This window comes from Paenibacillus sp. VMFN-D1 (assembly GCF_003386155.1).
Lineage (GTDB): Bacteria > Bacillota > Bacilli > Paenibacillales > Paenibacillaceae > Paenibacillus_AQ > Paenibacillus_AQ favisporus.
Window position 1 is genome coordinate 2,002,129 of sequence record NZ_QRDU01000001.1, and the last position, 16,999, is coordinate 2,019,127.

Here is a 16,999-nt window from a genome sequence, read left to right on the forward strand (position 1 = left end):
ACCTCTCCTCTTCCTCCGGCCTTTGCTGCATACACATCTATTTGGGTATACCCACCTCAAAAATGATCGCTTTCATCGGCACATCCCCGTCATTTCGCAGGCCGTGCCTCCACCAAGGCTTGTTCAGAACGATGTCCCCGGCTTCCACCCGGTACGTTCTTCCGTTCACCGTCATCAAGCCGCTGCCTTCGAGCAGAACGTACAGTTCTTCATCCTCACGGTGACCATGCAGGCCGATGGATGACCCCGGCGGGATGATTGTGTAATGCAAAAATTTCAGCGGCGTATCGAAATCGTCGCTCCCGAACAGCTTGCTGCCATGCACCAAGCCTTCACCTCCATGGCTTACAGAGCCTGTAAGTTCGGCCCGAAGAAAATTGCGGATAACGGCCGGCCCGTATCCCCAGCTGTCCGAAGGATCCACAGGGACGCCTGTCCGGAGAGACCTTCTCGTGTAATCCGCCAAAGCCTGATTTTTCAAATAATCCCTGGCATTCGTTTCACCCGGGCGGTGTTCCTCCAGTGACCGCAAAAACTCGGTGAACGGCCCCGGGGCGTCCACATCGCTAAAATCCTCGATCCGCCGGACGCCTTCCGCCGTCACGAGCTCGAGCACGCCGCCCGCAAAGGTCAAGCTGCCCAGCGATCCCTCGATCCGCCAATCGCCGGCCCACTGCGTTTCCTGCCCCTGGCTGGTCAAGGAGCAGCGAAACGAGGCCTGGATTCCGGCCTGCAGGTCCATAACAATATGAAACACATGCCTGCGTGAAGCATACAGCCTGCTCACTTCACGGCCGGACAAATACCGCACCAGGTCAAAATGGTGAATGATGACTTCTTCCAGCACTTCGTCCCGCTCCAGCGTTATTTTTTGGCGCTGCCTGAAAAAATCGCATTCCATGGACCGCAGTTCACCAATCGCCCCTTCGTCCAGAAGCTGTTTTAGCTTACGAACCGCTGGAAACGTACGGTAGTTTTCCGCGATCATAAACGGAATTTGCTCCTGTTCAGCACGCTGCACCATCGCGGCGGCATCCTCATAATTGTCAGCGATCGGCTTTTCGCAAAATACCGGCAGTTTATGATCGAACGCCAGCTCGTTAATGCGCTTGTGAACCTCCCTTGGGGTAACGTTGATCAACAGATCTGGCTGTTCCCGCTCGATGGCTTCGCGTACATTTTCGTAAAAAGGGATTCCATCCGCCTCTACCGCCGTCCTTTTACCAGAGTCTATATCTGCAACGGCGAGTTCTATATCCGCATACTGGGACCGGAGCTTCCGGTACCAGCCGCCGCCAAAACCTCCCAAACCAACGAGAAGCGCTTTCATAAATAGGCCTCCTTTTATGGAAAACATCTTTTCAGATATATTCCGCACATTACGTAACTCCAGCCTCCATGCTACTCCTCATCCGCCCGTCTCTCCATGGCATAGATTCCTGGCGGTTGTGTTTTTTTATGCTTAGATAAAAAGAACCATGATTCCGCCCGTCCTACTCAATAGAGAATAGGATGGGAATCATGGCTTCATCGTCTGGCATCATTCAACAAATTGTGGATGCTGCTAAGCCGGAACTAGCTGTTGGTTACTTTTGTATGTTGTTCAGCGCTTTTTTGCCCAGCCGCTCCTCCAGCTGCTGCTTATACAGGCTCTCAACGGTCACATGCTGGCCGTAATTGTCCCAGTATCCGTCGCTGCGCGGACGGGGATCGTAGTCGCTCGGAACCAGACCGGGCACCTTCTCGCCGACATGTCCGATGGCATAGTTCTGCGCTGTCGGCGGCTGCTGGGAGGTGAGCTCTCCTTCCGTGTTCCAGCTCACATAGTTGGCCCCGGCCCAGCCATGGCCGCTGCCGAGCCAAGCTCTGTCCCGGATGGAAATCGGAGCCTTGATGTTGTCGAACAGTCCGCCTACGGACCAGCGGTGATGCGGTTCGCTGGTGTTATAATTTTTGACCGCCTCACCATCCAGAAACACGTTTGGCCCCTGCACCCTGCTGTCAACGACAAACGCATGCCGCGCAGTCTCCGTGTAGATCCGCTGCACAAAATTCAGCTGTCCCATTTGATGGATTACGTATCGGCGGCCGCCGGTGATGATGCTGACCATGTCGTACATTTTGCTGTCCTGAACGGTGATCCATTTGGAGTTGCGGCTCATTTGAACGAGAGAGTACGACAGATGATACCCTGTTACATCCCGGACCCAGCCGTTTTTAACACTGTTAAACACGACAAAGCGCTCGGCATGCTTCTCGTCCGCATAATACGGGTCGGTCGTATCGTTATCCATGACGGTATCGATGACGCTCGGATCGAAGTCCGAATCCACCCGCATATTTTCGACGCCTACCTGCTGAATGCGGGCCTCATCCGTGTATTTGTAGATTTCACCGCCGCCCCACTGGCGCTCGATCGCGCTTGCCAGCGGCGCATCGACCGTAATCGAATTGCCGTCGACGGCCGTGATGACCCGGTCAAAATCCAGGTTGAACGGAGACCACTGGGTTGCCGTGCCGCCCGGACGGTTGTAAATGTAATCCATGCCGATCGCATGAATCCAGTTTTTATCCCCGATCCGGCGGACGACGATTTGGTCGCCTACATGATAGGCACTGGCATCTTCCACATGAAAGGTTCGCGCAGCCGATGGCACGTACAAATCGGAGATCGTCTGCTTAGAGCCACTGTCCAAAGTAAGGCCGACATTCTCCCCGATTTCGATCAAATTGCGTGGATTGGCCCCGGTGCCGTATATAAGCGTTCCTTTTTCGTCCTGACCCATGCCCCGCAGCACGATCCCGCTGGCTTTGACGGTCAGTGTGCCGCCGACGTCATATCTGCCTTTTTTCAGCAGGACCGTGCCACGGAACCCGTCCTTGCCGAGCGGAAGCCGGGCCACCTCATCGATCGCTGCCTGGATGCGTGCCGTGTCATCTCCCTCTCCCGGAGATACGGTGGCTTTTACGGGCACGTTCGGTATCTTTACACCACCGCCCATATAGCCGACATTCGAGAAGTCGAGAATTTGGTTGCCGCGGTAATCGCCGATGTATACCATTTTCCCGTCTTTACCCAAGAAAGCGATTGGGCTCTGTCCCGCAAGAACGCTTTTTGGATCAAGCACGGTAAAATAATATGATTCGTACACGGGTTCCTTGCCGCTCTGTTCAATCGTCAACCGCAGCTGATAGGACCCTTGCCGGTCCGCTTTCCCCACAGGCGTCCATTCCACCGCTTCTCCTTTAGTCAACGCTGTCTTTGGCAAGGCATCAACTGTCTTGTTGCCGTTATAAATCAATTCGCCTGTGACATTTCCGTTTACGGTAGGCGTCAGGGACACGGTCGGATAAACGTCCTGCGGTTCGATGACGGCCGGCTGTCCGATCTCCGTCTTCATCCGCGGATGCGTCAGTTTGGAGTTGACGACATAGGCTTCGCCTTGAAAAGCTGCGGGATCATCAACGACCACCCATAGGTCGCTTGTCTTCAAGTCTTCCGTTGTATGTACGACCGCCTGCATCAGCGAAGCACCGACCTGGTTCGCCGTCACGGTTCCCGAAGGGGATACGGACACGTCCATGGTGGAAGATTTAAAGGTTTTCGCCACTTCGCTTAAATCCACGATGCTGCCGGATTTCAGTTCACCTTTCAAAAACAGCGCAGCTTCTTCTCCTTTGTTCAGCCGGATTTCGCTGTTGTTCGGGTATTCCTTCCCGGCCGCATCGGTAAAATAGATCCGCTGAAGGTCAGCCGGTGCAGGTGCCTCAGAACTGTTATACACGGACAGCTCGGATAGCTGCACGTTCAGGTCTTTGCTGAGATTCAGGCTCAGCTTCAAATACCGTGCGCTGACCGCCTCAAAGCTGGCGGTTTCCGATGCGCTTAAATCCTTGTTTTTGCTGAATGCTTCATTCCAATTCGTCTGGTCGTTCGAATAGAGCAGCTGGTAATCCTTCAGATTGTCTGCCCGGTTCAAGTTGAACATCACCTTGTTGAAGGTTTCCTCCTTACCCAAGTCGATGGAAAGCCACACGTTCATATCATCCTTTCTGTCGGCGGCTGATGGCTGCCATACCGTTTCGCCTTTGCCGTCCACCGCGTTTGCTGCGCTGCCCGAGCTTGCCGTCGCCGTACTGCCAACCGCCAAGTTCACGTCCTCGGCCGCAGCAGCGTCAACTGCCTGTTTCCCTCCGGCCATTGCCGCTTGGGAGCAGATCATCAATACGATCAGACTTGCACTGACCCTTTTCCTCCAACCCGTCAAATCATATCCCACCTTTCTTGTTTTGAAATCGCTTACATATTAACAAGGCTTCTCACCGTTTAACATGTCGTTTTTATCGATCGGTTTGTGTTTTCTTATTCCTTCCTCCAAACAGACAAAGACGGCGACCGGCCAACATGCGTACCATGCTTCCGGAACCGCCGCCTATTTGTGACATCCATGCTAAATATCAATTCTCACTGCAGAGGCCACGATCCATCCCTCTTGCCGGGAAGTATGGCCCATCTTCGCTCACCACTCATGCTTTAGATAAGCTATGCTTGGATACAACCTGCTCGTAAACGCTCTTCGGCCGAAGGCCGACCAGCTTCTCGACAGCCTCACCGTCGCGGAACACGATGACCGTCGGAACGGACATCACCTGATATTGGCTGGCAGCAGCAGGAGACTCATCGCAGTCCACCTTCAAAAAATGCACCTGATCCCCCATCTCTTCAGACAACTCATCCAGCATGGGGAGCAGCTTCTTGCAGGGAGGGCACCATACCGCCCCAAATTCCACCAATGTCGTTCCCTGGGCTCTTATTTGCGACGCAAACGTCGTATCGTTAACCGCTTGAATACTCATTTAACCTTCCTCCTGACCGGATAGGGATCGTTCGAACAGGATGGAATCGATGCGCTCGGTCAAATTGGCCCGGATGCTGGTCAGCACCTGAATCTGTTTATCGATCTCCTGAAGCTTTTGCTGGTAGATCGGCAGCACGTCTTTACAAAAAGCTTCCTTGTTCTGCAAGACGCACTGCAGAATTCCGGATATTTCGTCTGTGGACAATCCGAGGTTCAAATACAGCTGAATGGCCTGCACCTGCTCGACCGCAAACGGGGTATATTCCCTGTATCCGTTCTCCTTTCGCAGTGGCGTAAGCAGCCCCTTTTGTTCATAGTAACGAAGGGAGCGAATGCTAACACCGGTCCGCTCCGCCAATTCTCCAATGTTCAAGGCCCCATCTCCTCCTTCCTGCCCGGTAGGTCTTTATTGTAAACCCTGACACTAATGTGAGGGTCAAGAGGCAGGCCAATTATTTTTTTATAAAAAGCTTTCGTATGCGTTCGGAAAATTCCTGTAAATTAATGTTCAACGGATCGAGATGGTTATAAGCCGTCTTCACGGCTTCAATCAACCATAGGGGGATCCTTTTGCCTTCCAGCAGCGGATACACGTTATCATACGCCCATTCCAGATGCTCCCATCGCTTATCGTTTCCGCTCTGGACATATTCAGACACGTCAATGACTTTCCCGCGCCCGTCCTGAAGCAGCACATTTTTCAAATGAATGTCCCTGGGATTAAGCCCTTTGCTCCTTACAAATGCACGGGCGGCATCCACGTCGTCGATGACCTGCCGTGGCACCGGGATTCCGTACAGCAGGCAATCATACAGAGTCATACCTTCTTCCCGGCTGATGACGACATAGCGTTCTCCAGATCCGTAAAACACAGGAAAAAACGGACTGCCTTCCAGCCGGCTGTAGACATGAATTTCCGCCTGCTTTTTTGGAAGCGCAGCTTCCGTGTACAGCTTATATGCATACGCTGGAAGCGGTTCGTATACAAACACAGCCGCGTCGGTTCCGATGCCGATACAGACTAAATCCTCCGATTCACCGGTTATCGCCACCGGCTCGTTGCTGCCTTGTTTCAGCACTTCCATTCGGGATAGAGCATGTTCGGCCTGCTTCCACTCTTTACTGTTGTTCATTGTTCGACCGCCCCCTGCGAGCTTAGGTTTTACTTATTCTACTGTATTTGAGCCGGGTAATCCAAGTGAATGGCAGCTCGTTAGTTACAGCCAGGATTTCGCTCCCGCTGTAATATAAAACCACCGCCCCTTTAGTAGATGAAGGATACGGTGGTTCTGCATTCAATAGCTATAAAATGATGAATGATGATAGCAGGTTACGTATTATACCTTACTTTTTATCGAGTTTGACGTCGAACGAAGATCCGGCGTCTCCTGCGAAAACAACGGTTCCGTCCTTAGGCAGGACAACTTGGTTAGATCCGCTGACTTCACTCATATTTACGAGTTTGCCTTCGGCGTCATAAACGACGAATCCTCCTTCAACCGGAAGCTTCACCGTCATCGTTTTTCCGGCGGCTTGCTTCGGAACCGTGAACCATCTTGCATAACCATCGGCCTTGATGCTGACAGTCGATTGTTTGCCATGGTACAGCGGCTTCACCAGATCCTCGCTGACGAACACGCTGCCCGCGGCTTCCAGGTATTCGGCCCCGTCTTTTTTATAGAAGCTGTATTCCGAGGTGTCCCGGCCGCCCATGCCCGGAACCTGAAGAACGCTGGCTGCCGTATTCGGTCCGGTAATTTTTTTGTCGTTCAAATACCCTTGGAAATCTTGGGCCCGCTTGATCTCCAGCGTAGGCTTCATCAAATACATGACCGACGTGTATTTTTCGTTCACCGGATAATAGGTTTTACCTTCACGCTGATCCCAAGCTTTGGCCGCGTCTTTCGTCAGCGGGTTGCTGTCCAGCTTTTGGGCCAGATAATGGGACAACGCTATTTGCCCAAGCTCAGGAACGCTGCTGTATTCCTGGACCCAGAGGTAAGTCAAGCCATTCTTTTCTTTCACAATGCTGACTTTAGCGGTACCCGCTTCGTTCACGAACGTTCCGTCCGAAGTGTACACATATTTCTCCGCAGGATACTCAGGAACATTCGGAACCGTGACGGACATCATTCCATCCTTCAAGTCAACCTTGACCAGTTGATTAGTCGAGCCGTAATATCCGGCTTCCTTCTTCAGATCTTCCGGCATGCTGGCCGGAACCGGCTTCCCGAACGATTTGTCCGGCTTGATCTCTTTGATTGTTCCTTTTTCTTTCAGCGCTTCCAGCAGGATTTGGGTCGCAAGGAGCTGGTTCGTCGAGCTGCTTCCGCCTGATGATACGACAGCCGCAGCCATATTCTGCTCCGGAAGGGCGATCAGCGAAGCGTGATACAGAATCGTGTCCCCGCCTTTGACGACCGCTTTGATACCATAATCGTTAAACGGATACAGCCTTACGCTGTCCCAGCCCAGGCCGTAATCAAAGGAATTGTCCGCATCTTTCGGCCACAATCCTTTTTTGTATTCAGGCTGACCCATAGCCTCCACCGACTTGGCGGACAGGATGCCCTGCTGTTGTCCGGTAAAGATTTGCGAGAACCGCGCCAAATCCTCCGCCGTGGAATAAATGCCTCCCGTGCCGATCACGTTCACCGTTTCGTTCGGCAGCTGCTGCTGAATGCCGGGATAATAGAGGCCTGCCGTTTGGGAAGGATCCACCATATCCTGCGAAGTTTTGGTATTCTTCATGTCCAGCGGCCCGGTGAAATATTGATGAACGAAGGCGGTAAATTTCATCCCGCTTACACGTTCCACCAGGATCTCCGCCAGCGTAAAGCCGTCGTTGCAATACACCGAGAAAGCGCCCGGATCGGCCTTCAAGCTTTGCTTGGACAGCTGCTCAAGCAGGGTGTCGTGCGCGTAAGGGTCCGAGTCTTCAAACAAAAACGCATTATTCAGGCTGGAACCTTGAATCCCGGAGGAATGGTTCAGCAGCATGCGCGGGGTAATTTGCTTGTAGCGCTCATCCTTCATTTTGAATTCCGGTATGTACTGTACAAGCGGGGTATCCAGGTTGATTTTCCCCTCGTCAACCAGTTTCATGACGGCGGCGGTCGTAAACATTTTGCTCGTTGAGCCGATGCCGTACATCGTGCCGCTCGTTAGTGGAACCTTGCCCCCTTGATCATTCGTCCCGGTTTGGCCGGAGACTTGAATCTTCCCTTGGTCGATGAGCGCGTACTGCACGCTGATCGTCCCGTACTGCTTCGTGAGCAGTTCCGCTTTCTCTGCGGCGATTTGTTTAAGCCCTTTGGCGGCTGGAACCGTCGCTTCCGTGCCGGACGCCATTGCAGCGGTTGGAACCAGCGGAGTCAATGTCAGTGCGGCAGCCAGAAGCCATGCCATCCTTTTTTTCATGAATGAACCTCCTTTTGTTGGACTATTCGGTACTACGTTCATCACCCCGAATTTGGTTCAGTTTTCCAACAAAAAGGGAACATCGTCTCATACTGCGGTTCGACATAGGACCAACTATCTAGCTTACCTTAACTAAAAGGCAGCCATCTTGGTGGATGGCTGCCTCAACCGTACCTTTGCGATGATGGGTTCCGTTGACCTTCCAATCAATATACCCGAATCTCCACGAGTTCGGCCGCAGGAGCACCGTTCGTTTGTTCGATCACGAGGCGCAGCGCGTCGGTGGAAATGCGCTCATTCAAAGCGATCCGATTGCTTCTTCGCCGATTATCCTGAACACTGGCGATCGTATCCCATTCCCCACCGATGCGTGCCTCGATCCGGTATGACTTGACCAGTTCAGGGATGATTTCGAACGGTGTACGGTGATGATGCAGATTGATCAGGTCTTCGTTGACGTCGTCGTTCCATGTCAGCCGCACTTCCTGCAGCGTAATTTCACTCTCCCATGTCAACTGCAGCCATGCCTCGTCCTCCGGCCCAATCGGATTCGACGCCCACAGATGGGGTCCGCCAAATGGCCGCTTGTATCCGCCGACCGCCTTCGCCGGCGAATAGGCAGCGGTCGTACCCAGAACCTTGAAGCAGAACGGCTGCCGGACCATCGCCTTCATGCTCCAGGCCACGACGGGCTGATTCTCGTCATGGTCCTCCAAATCAGCTGAAGCGTTCGGGACCGCCCCCTTTTCAAAAGCAAGAACCCCACTGAGTGGTTCGGACGCCCGGTACAGGCTGATGTCCGGATTCCCGCGGATGATGACAAAAGCATTCTGCGGCGTGTCCGGCGCCCAAGCCAGCGGAAGGGATATCCACTGCGCTTCACCCTTGGAAACAGCTGCTTCGGCTTCAGCCACCTTTGTACAGGGCACGTAGTTTTCCGGACGGCCCGTGTCCCACAACTCCACGGTCAGCCGGGTGTCCCCGCTCGCGTTCACCAGCAACTCCAGTCCTTCAACTGCCGGCTCCACCGGAAACAATATCGCGGCATCCCGCTCCAGCCGGAAGGCTGAATGCGGTTTGGTGACGCTGATGCTGCTTCGGACCGACGAGGCCGACACCTTTGCCTGGCGGGCGAGATCCCGGTCGTCTTCATGCCGCAGGCCGATGACGGACGCGTCCTGGCGCAGCAGCGTCTGCTGCAGCTCGTGCAGATGCGAGCGGTAAACGGCCCGCGGCGGCACGCCCTTCGCCGCGCACAGCGAAGCGGCGGTTCCGGCCGCTTCCCCCATGACCGCGCAGGTCGCCATGACGCGCGTTGTGCCAAAAGCCACGTGGGAAGCGCTGATGTTGCGGCCGGCGAACAACAGGTTAGAGACGTTCGCCGAATACAGGCTGCGGTACGGAATATGGTAGATGCCGTCCGCGTGCATATGCTTGGATCCGCTGGCTTCGGCATACATCCCCTGCGGCGGGTGCAGATCGATGGACCAGCCGCCGAAGGCGATGCGGTCAGGGAACGGCTCCTGCGCGATGATGTCGTTCTGGTTCAGCACATAGTCGCCGACAAAGCGGCGGTATTCCCTTTTTCCCGGAATGGAACCAACCCATTCCAGCGTCATGGCGTCGGCATCAAACCGCCCTGAATTTTTAATATAATCCCAGATCCCATAGATCACCGACCATAGTTCGTCCCGGATGACTTCATTATCATGGACCGTGTCCAGTTCGCCTCCCCACTCGATCCACCAGTAATGGCAGCCCGAGTCGCCGCTGCGGATGACCCGCTTGATCGGAATCGGCGTCTGCGTAATGTCCTTGGCGAAAGAAGGCGGTACGAACCGGACAGGATGACCCGCGTCCTTCGTGTAAAACAACAGCGTACTGCCCAAGGTGATGCCGTCCGCCTCCTCCGGCGCCCACGCTTCCCCGTATTCTCGGGAGGCTTCCCGGCCGATCCTGAAGCGGGCGCCCGCCATAAAGCCGATGAGACCGTCGCCGGTACAATCGAGAAAGACGGGGCTCTCCAAGCGGATACGCCGCTCGGAGCCCATCATCCAGCCGGTCACCGACCGGATCGTCCGGTTCTCCTCCGGACCGTCCGCCTCGACTTCATGCACATCGGTGTTCAGCAGCAGCGTAATGTTCGGCTCCGCCCGCACCGCTTCCAGGATCACCAAATCCCACAGGTACGGATTGCCTTCCGGATTGCGGTACTGGTTCTCGACGAACAGTTCGCCCATAATGCCGGTCTCCCTAGCGTACCGGTTGATGCCGTGCGCGGTCGCTCCGCACACCCACACCCGAACCTCACTGCTTGAATTGCCGCCGAGTACCGGGCGGTTGTTCACAAGCACGACCTGGCTGCCGAGCCTTGCCGCCGCAATAGCGGCGCATACGCCGGCCAGTCCGCCGCCAACGACGGTTACGTCGCTTCGTATCGTCTCGGTTTTCATTCTCTCACCCTTTCACCGCAGAGTTGGTCAACCCTTGAATAATGTAGCGCTGGCCGATCGCAAACACGACGATCATCGGGATAATGCCTGCAGACGCCGCGGCCATCATGCCGTTGTAGTCCACCGTATTTTCCAGGATAAAGTTCTGAAGTCCAAGCGGAATGGTGTACAGCCGCTCATCGATCAAAAAGACCAGCGCGTTCTCGTAATCGTTCCACTGCCAGGAGAAATCGATAATGGCCAAGGTGGCCAGCGCCGGTTTGGCGAGAGGCAGAATGAGCCGGAAGAAGATCCGGAAATGCCCCGCCCCGTCGATAAAAGCCGACTCGGAAATCTCATGGGGAATAGAAAGGAAGAACTGGCGCAGCATGAATACACCGAAAATCGTGAACAAGCCGGGCAGAATCAGGGCGAGATGCGTATTATAAATGCCGGCCCATTCAAACATGATGAACTTGGGCACGAACAGTACCTGCGGGGGAATCATCATCATGGATAAATATAGCATGAACAGCGCGTTCCTTCCCTTGAATTCGATCCGGGCAAAACCGTAAGCCGCAAACGCGGACAGGAACGTGGCGCCCGCCATGCCGATCAGGGCAATTTTTAGCGAATTCAGGTAGTAAGTACCGAAGCTTTTCGGTCCGGTCCACACCTTGATGTGATGTTCCCATGTCGGATGCGCGGGAATCCACTCGATCGGGTATTTGAATACTTCGGTCGGTGTTTTCAAAGACGTGCTGATCATCCATAGAAAAGGCATAACCATCACGATGGCCAGCGCCAGCATGATCAGCGTCACCAGCAGCCTGCCCGGCGTGCCGGCCAGCAGTCGTTTTTGGAGTTCCATGATGCTTCAGGCCTCTCTTTCTCTTAGTAATGAACCCATCGTTTTTGGCCGATCCATTGGATCACCGTAATGATCAGGATGATGATGAACAGCGCCCACGATATCGTGGCGGCGTAACCCATGTCGTAGTACCGGAAGGCGTTCTGGTAGACGTACAGGGACAAGATGGTCGTGCTGTTCCCGGGGCCGCCCTGCGTAGTCGCCTGAATAATGCCGAACGTCTTGATCGTCATGATCATTCCGGTCACCAGCAGTAAAAACGTGGTGGGGCTGACGAGCGGCCAGATGATTTTGCGGAGCAGCTGTCCCGGCCGGGCGCCGTCGATCTTCGCGGCTTCCAGCAGCTCCGGCGATACCTCCTGCAGCGCGGCTAAATAAATGATCATGTTATACCCCATCAGAAACCAGATCCAGATGATGTCGATCGCAAACATGGAGGAGGTGGTCGTCGACAGCCATCCGGGAGGATGATCGATGCCGATGCCGTGGAGAAATCCGTTGATCGGCCCCTGCTTCGGCTGGAACAGCAGCATCCACACAAACGCGACGGCCACCCCGCTCGTAATGTACGGCATAAAGTACAGGGCGCGCAGAAGCTTTTTCAAGTAGATCCGCTGGTTCAGAATGACCGCGACGACAAAGCCGAGTGCGATGGACACCGGCACCGCCACGAGGAACAGCACGGTGTTCTTCAAGGACAGGTAAAACAGCTTGTCGTGCAGCATCCGGGTTACATTATCAAGACCGACGAACCCGACCTTGGGATTCATGAATTTGTAATCCGTGAAGACCAAACCGAGAGAGTATGCGGCCGGTATGAGAAAGAACAGGAGCACGCCGATCATGCTGGGCCCGATGAAGACGTAACCCAGCCTGCGCTGCCTTCTCATCCAATGGTTGTTCATGCGTTTCGCCTACCTTCATATTTTTGATGTCCTCAGTCTAGCAAGCCGGGACGTTTCGCAGAAGGAACAAAACCATCGTCTTCATATCACAAAATGATGCAAAAAAAGCGCTTCGAGGACGACTCGCTGCGCTTGTTCATCAAATCGTTCTATCTATAATCGGGCAATCGGATCAATAAAGGGGGCAAAAAGTTATCCAGAATGCGGCAAGGGACAGCCAATAGACTTGGCCATCCCTTGTGTTCAGAAGAGCGCACCACCTTGTTGCAATAGGTCACTGCTGCGGATTGGATTTTAAATATTCGTCATGGCGTTTCACCATAGCCGCCACCGTCGCGTCCAGGTCCTGTGACCCCAGGAAGTACTTCTCGTATTCCTGCGAGCGCAGATCCATCACCTCCTGCGGCACGGTACGGACGAAGGTCGGCGTCTTGTTGTCAAACATGACGTACATCAAGGATTCCTGATCGTAGGTGTCACCCTTGTCTCCCAGCATGCTTTTCAGCGCCGTATCCTGATCCGCATCCTTGGATGCAGGCAAACGCCCGCCGGCTGCCATCGGTGCCATGCCGCCGTCCGCGTACCATTTCAGGAACTCCCACGCTTCCTTCTGATACTTGGACTTGGCGTTGATCGATATATAATCGCCCAGCCCGCCGCGGGTCACATAGTTTGCGGCGTCTTCTTCCAGCCGCGGTACCGGTGCGAACGCAATTTTGAAATCGCGCGGATAATCGGTAAAGTTGTTGGAACTGCGGAGCAGCCAGGCCCCGATGTTCAGCATCGGCACTTCACCGCTGAGGAACATTTGCTCGACCGGCATTTTGGACGTCAGCTGCTCGCCGAGAGGAGGTGTCGTCTTGTCATCCTTCATCATGCCGTACAAGCTCTCCAGCCATTTGCGCACAAGCGGATGATCCAGGTTGGAGCTGCCGTCTGCCTTGGTATAGCCTTCTTTGGCGAGCACGGAGTCGATCGGGTCGACAAACGGCTCGGTATTCTGGATAAAACCGTAGCCTTCGCCCTTCTTCAGCTTCTTGGCGTATTCCCTCATCTCGTCCCAGGTCCAGTCCTTCGGAACCGGGAGGTTGGCTGCATCCAGGGCATCCTTGTTCAGCGCGACGAAAAAGGAGCTTTTTGTCGTCGGTACGCCGTAATATTTGCCGTCGATCTTCCAGCCAGCCGCTTCGGGCCCCATTTTCTCATCGATATTATAGTCCGTGAAGGCGCTCAGGTCAGCCGCAGCCCCCGAAGCAACCCGTTTTGACGCCTGGGAAGCGGAATAGTTGACGAAGAGATCGACATCCTGTCCGGTCATAATCGCCGTATCCAGCTTTAAGTTGCCTTCATCGTCATTGACAAAGCGTACATACTCCACTTGAATGTCCGGGTGATCCTTGTTCCAGGCATCCACCACCTCCTGCGGACCGGCCTCCGGCGGAACCCCGCCCCACATTTTCAGTTTGACGGCGCCGCCTGAAGCGGACGAAGCGGCTTTTGCACTGCCCGCCGCCCCCTCGGCGTCCCCCTTACTGCCGCCACCGGAGCAGCCCGATACGACGCCCGCGATCAGCGCCAGCGATACGAATCCCGCAAGCCAACCTTTTTTTCTCAATTGAAGCCCCCCGTATCAAAATGAATTGTTTGTTGCAGCTCAAGGATAGCAAAGCGGCGGGCCCCGCCGTAAGTAACAGAATCATGATTCCCATGGAACAGAAATACGCAGTTCGGCGGCTCGTGACAGATACTAAACATGCATTTTGTTCTATTGCTTCAATCGGTATTGGCTCGGGGTCATCCCCGTCATCCGTTTAAAAATTTTAATAAAATAGTTGTCGTTCATAAAACCAACGTTCTGGCAGATCCGATTGACCGGAAGGTCCGTCGTCGTCAAGTATTCGATGGCCTTCTCGACCCTCGTCCGGTGCAGGTAGTGGATCAAGGTCTCCCCGGTTTTCTTTTTAAACAAGGCACTGACGTAGTTTTCCCCCATCATGACATAACGGGCGAGCGATTTGAGCGTAATGTCCTGATCGTAGTTTTGTTCGATATACTCCATAATTTTGTTCACTTCCGGGTGTGTAATCTTCTCCCGGGCCGCCGGCTGCCGAACCGGACGTTCAACTTGCGGCTGCCGGGCTGACAGCTCCCTGCTCACTTTGGACAGCGTCTCCCGAAGATCCTTCACGCTCATGGACAGCTTCAAAATATAGTTGGAGGCCCCGTACTCCATCGCTCGGCGCATGGATTCAAAGTCCCCGATGCAGGTCAGCATGACGAACTTGGACCCGATGCCGGCTTTCCGCGTCTCCTGCAGAAGTTCAAGGCCGTCCATTTGCGGCATGACGATGTCGCACAGCACCAGATCCGGCGGGTCGTTCTTGATCATCGGCAGGGCTTCCAAACCATTGCTCGCCTCGCCCGCGAGCGTAAAGCCCATCTCCTCCCACCGGATGATCTCCTTGACCGACTCCCTCACGAAGGTTTCGTCTTCAACCAGCAGCACTTTCCACATGCGCGTTCACTCCTTAACAGCTTGATAGAAGGAACCAAATAAAGTCTCAGCTCAGACTTAGAACAGTTGCACATCCCAAGAAATCAGCCGGATCATCATTTTAGTTCCATTTAGATCGTTCATGATATCGATTGACGCGTATTCTCGTAGGGCTCGGACAGCAGCACCGGCAGGTGCATCCGGCACAGCGTTCCCTGCTCAAGCGGGATAACCTCAAGCTCCCCTTTGTCCTTGAACAAAAGGCGCAGCCGCTCCCTCACATTTTGCAATCCGATACTCGGACGCTTGCGGGCTTCGCCCTGATTTTTGGTGGACTGCTCGATGCCGACGCCATTGTCTTCGACTTCCAGAGTGAGCCGGTCCTGCAGCAGCGGGCTGCGCCCCATCCGGATCAGAATCCGTCCGCCTTCGGCCATATTGCCGATGCCGTGCTTGATTGCATTGTCCACCAAGGGCTGCAGGCTCAGCTTCGGCACCAGCGCGTACACCAGCTCCTCATCATAGCTGAATTCCACTTGAAAGCGGTTCCCATATCTCACCTGCTGAATATAAAGAAAGGCACGCGTAAGCTCGATTTCATCCCGGAGATGAATCAGGTCCACGTCGGAGTTGAGGCTCGTCTCCAGCAGCTTTCCGAGCGACAGGCAAATCTCGACAATTTCTTCGCTACCGCTCCGCAGGCCGATCCACTTGATCGTATTCAGCGTATTCAGCAGAAAATGGGGGTTCATCTGTGCCAGCAGCATTTGAAAATGCACCGCATCCTTCTGCCGCTTTTCGGCCCGCAGCCGCTGGACCAAACCGTTCATATCGACCATCATCGTGTTGAACGTCCGGGTCAGTTCCAAAATTTCTCCCTTGTACCGCTTCTCGGGCAGCCGGATCCGCAGATCCTTGCGGACCGCCTCCTTCATCTTGATCTGCATATGCGACAACGGCCTTGTAAACGCATGGGCAATCATGAACGCAACCGCAATAAACGCGGCGGTAATGGCATAAAAGGTTACAAAGTATTGCTTCTTCAGCGTTTCGATTTCCCGGAACAGCAGATGAAGCGGTATTCGATCCACCAGATACCAATCCAGGGAAGACAAATAGCTGTAATTCACCAGCGTATCAGACTGCTGATCCGTCCAATGACCGCTCTGCGGCATGTCTGCGATTTCTTTGACGGCTGCGGCAGACAGTGACGAATCGGGAATCGACCTTGCGATCACCTCACCGGTACGGGTCATGATGAAGTAGGCTTGATCGCTTTCGGATTTTTGCAGCATGGATTGAAACCAGAAGGAGAAATCGATGCTGATGCGTGCCAAGCCGTAGGCCTTGTTGCTTCTGTCGCGCAGTTCTGCGTACAAAGACAGCAGGCTCGGGCTTTTACTGATATCCCGTGACACGTAATTGGCATCGTCGGACACCCAGAGATAAGAGGACTTGGATTCCTTAAGCGCCTTAAAAGATGCGTTAGATGCAATCTGGCTGTAATTCAGGGAAGTATTCGGCGGATAGGATGTATACACATGGCCGCTGTTGTCGAGAAGCGTGAAATAGACGGACGGATTGTACAGGAAAAAGCTGTTGTTGAGCCCTTTGAACTTGTCCTCCATGATCTCTTTATTGTCCAGGACCGACCGTTCTTCCGGCTTCTGCAGAATGCGTCTCACCTCGGAATCCTGTTCCAGGAAAATCAGCGTCTTGAACGCGATGCTGAGCTGATCCTCAAGTGACCGGTGCAGATTGTCCAGCTGCTCGTGGCTCTGCTCGCTGATTTTATTTTGGACAAGCGATTCGATTTTCTGGTAGTTGTACAAATTCAGCACGCTGAACGGAAGCAAAATGACGAGCGCAAACAGGGCAAACAACCGGTATTTCAGCTTGTGGGGAATGAGGTGACCGAGCCATTTCCGCATAACGAGAACTCCTTTTTTACACTTGGTGCTCCCATTATATCTCACACGATGTCCCTAGATAACAATGTTCGTACAAGAGCGTAATTT

Annotated in this window: 12 protein-coding genes; all 12 read right to left on the reverse strand. The window is 54.1% G+C overall.

Going from position 1 to position 16,999, the window contains the following annotated elements:
• Nucleotides 1-37 precede the first annotated feature (37 nt).
• Nucleotides 38-1,330 carry a cupin domain-containing protein gene (locus C7820_RS09280; protein ID WP_181908981.1) on the reverse strand — a complete coding sequence of 431 codons (1,293 nt, stop codon included), beginning with the start codon at nt 1,328-1,330 and terminating at the stop codon, nt 38-40.
• A gap of 256 nt (nt 1,331-1,586) precedes the next feature.
• The gene (locus C7820_RS09285) at nt 1,587-4,268 is read right to left on the reverse strand and encodes a discoidin domain-containing protein (protein WP_147306271.1); all 2,682 of its coding nucleotides are present in this window, start codon (nt 4,266-4,268) and stop codon (nt 1,587-1,589) included.
• A gap of 259 nt (nt 4,269-4,527) precedes the next feature.
• A complete protein-coding gene (locus tag C7820_RS09290) occupies nt 4,528-4,857 on the reverse strand; it encodes a thioredoxin family protein (protein WP_116230712.1) in 330 nt (109 codons plus the stop codon).
• Nucleotides 4,858-5,232 (reverse strand): MerR family transcriptional regulator, encoded by a 375-nt coding sequence (locus C7820_RS09295; protein ID WP_116230713.1) that lies wholly within the window; start codon nt 5,230-5,232, stop codon nt 4,858-4,860.
• Nucleotides 5,233-5,311: 79 nt separating this feature from the next.
• Nucleotides 5,312-5,992 (reverse strand): serine/threonine protein kinase, encoded by a 681-nt coding sequence (locus tag C7820_RS09300; RefSeq protein ID WP_116230714.1) that lies wholly within the window; start codon nt 5,990-5,992, stop codon nt 5,312-5,314.
• A 211-nt stretch (nt 5,993-6,203) separates the two neighbouring features.
• Nucleotides 6,204-8,279: a serine hydrolase domain-containing protein gene (locus C7820_RS09305; protein ID WP_116230715.1), complete on the reverse strand. Its 2,076-nt coding sequence runs from the start codon at nt 8,277-8,279 to the stop codon at nt 6,204-6,206.
• Between the two features lie 206 nt (nt 8,280-8,485).
• Nucleotides 8,486-10,732 carry an FAD-dependent oxidoreductase gene (locus C7820_RS09310; protein ID WP_116230716.1) on the reverse strand — a complete coding sequence of 749 codons (2,247 nt, stop codon included), beginning with the start codon at nt 10,730-10,732 and terminating at the stop codon, nt 8,486-8,488.
• 4 nt (nt 10,733-10,736) lie between these two features.
• Nucleotides 10,737-11,582 (reverse strand): carbohydrate ABC transporter permease, encoded by an 846-nt coding sequence (locus C7820_RS09315; RefSeq protein ID WP_116230717.1) that lies wholly within the window; start codon nt 11,580-11,582, stop codon nt 10,737-10,739.
• Nucleotides 11,583-11,605: 23 nt separating this feature from the next.
• Nucleotides 11,606-12,487 (reverse strand): carbohydrate ABC transporter permease, encoded by an 882-nt coding sequence (locus C7820_RS09320; protein WP_116230718.1) that lies wholly within the window; start codon nt 12,485-12,487, stop codon nt 11,606-11,608.
• Nucleotides 12,488-12,761: 274 nt separating this feature from the next.
• Nucleotides 12,762-14,102 carry an extracellular solute-binding protein gene (locus C7820_RS09325; RefSeq protein WP_116230719.1) on the reverse strand — a complete coding sequence of 447 codons (1,341 nt, stop codon included), beginning with the start codon at nt 14,100-14,102 and terminating at the stop codon, nt 12,762-12,764.
• 150 nt (nt 14,103-14,252) lie between these two features.
• Entirely contained in the window at nt 14,253-15,002 is a 750-nt protein-coding gene (locus tag C7820_RS09330; protein WP_116230720.1) for a response regulator, read from the reverse strand.
• Between the two features lie 119 nt (nt 15,003-15,121).
• On the reverse strand, nt 15,122-16,912 hold the full coding sequence (locus C7820_RS09335; protein WP_116230721.1) for a sensor histidine kinase: 1,791 nt from the start codon (nt 16,910-16,912) through the stop codon (nt 15,122-15,124).
• Between the last annotated feature and the right edge of the window lie 87 nt (nt 16,913-16,999).

Excerpts from the sequence above, each read along its gene's own strand:
- C7820_RS09315 (WP_116230717.1), bottom strand. The coding sequence starts at position 11,582 with ATGGAACTCCAAAAACGACTGCTGGCCGGCACGCCGGGCAGGCTGCTG.
- C7820_RS09290 (WP_116230712.1), bottom strand. The coding sequence starts at position 4,857 with ATGAGTATTCAAGCGGTTAACGATACGACGTTTGCGTCGCAAATAAGA.
- C7820_RS09310 (WP_116230716.1), bottom strand. The coding sequence starts at position 10,732 with ATGAAAACCGAGACGATACGAAGCGACGTAACCGTCGTTGGCGGCGGA.
- C7820_RS09305 (WP_116230715.1), bottom strand. The coding sequence starts at position 8,279 with ATGAAAAAAAGGATGGCATGGCTTCTGGCTGCCGCACTGACATTGACT.
- C7820_RS09300 (WP_116230714.1), bottom strand. The coding sequence starts at position 5,992 with ATGAACAACAGTAAAGAGTGGAAGCAGGCCGAACATGCTCTATCCCGA.
- C7820_RS09335 (WP_116230721.1), bottom strand. The coding sequence starts at position 16,912 with ATGCGGAAATGGCTCGGTCACCTCATTCCCCACAAGCTGAAATACCGG.
- C7820_RS09330 (WP_116230720.1), bottom strand. The coding sequence starts at position 15,002 with ATGTGGAAAGTGCTGCTGGTTGAAGACGAAACCTTCGTGAGGGAGTCG.
- C7820_RS09320 (WP_116230718.1), bottom strand. The coding sequence starts at position 12,487 with ATGAACAACCATTGGATGAGAAGGCAGCGCAGGCTGGGTTACGTCTTC.
- C7820_RS09280 (WP_181908981.1), bottom strand. The coding sequence starts at position 1,330 with ATGAAAGCGCTTCTCGTTGGTTTGGGAGGTTTTGGCGGCGGCTGGTAC.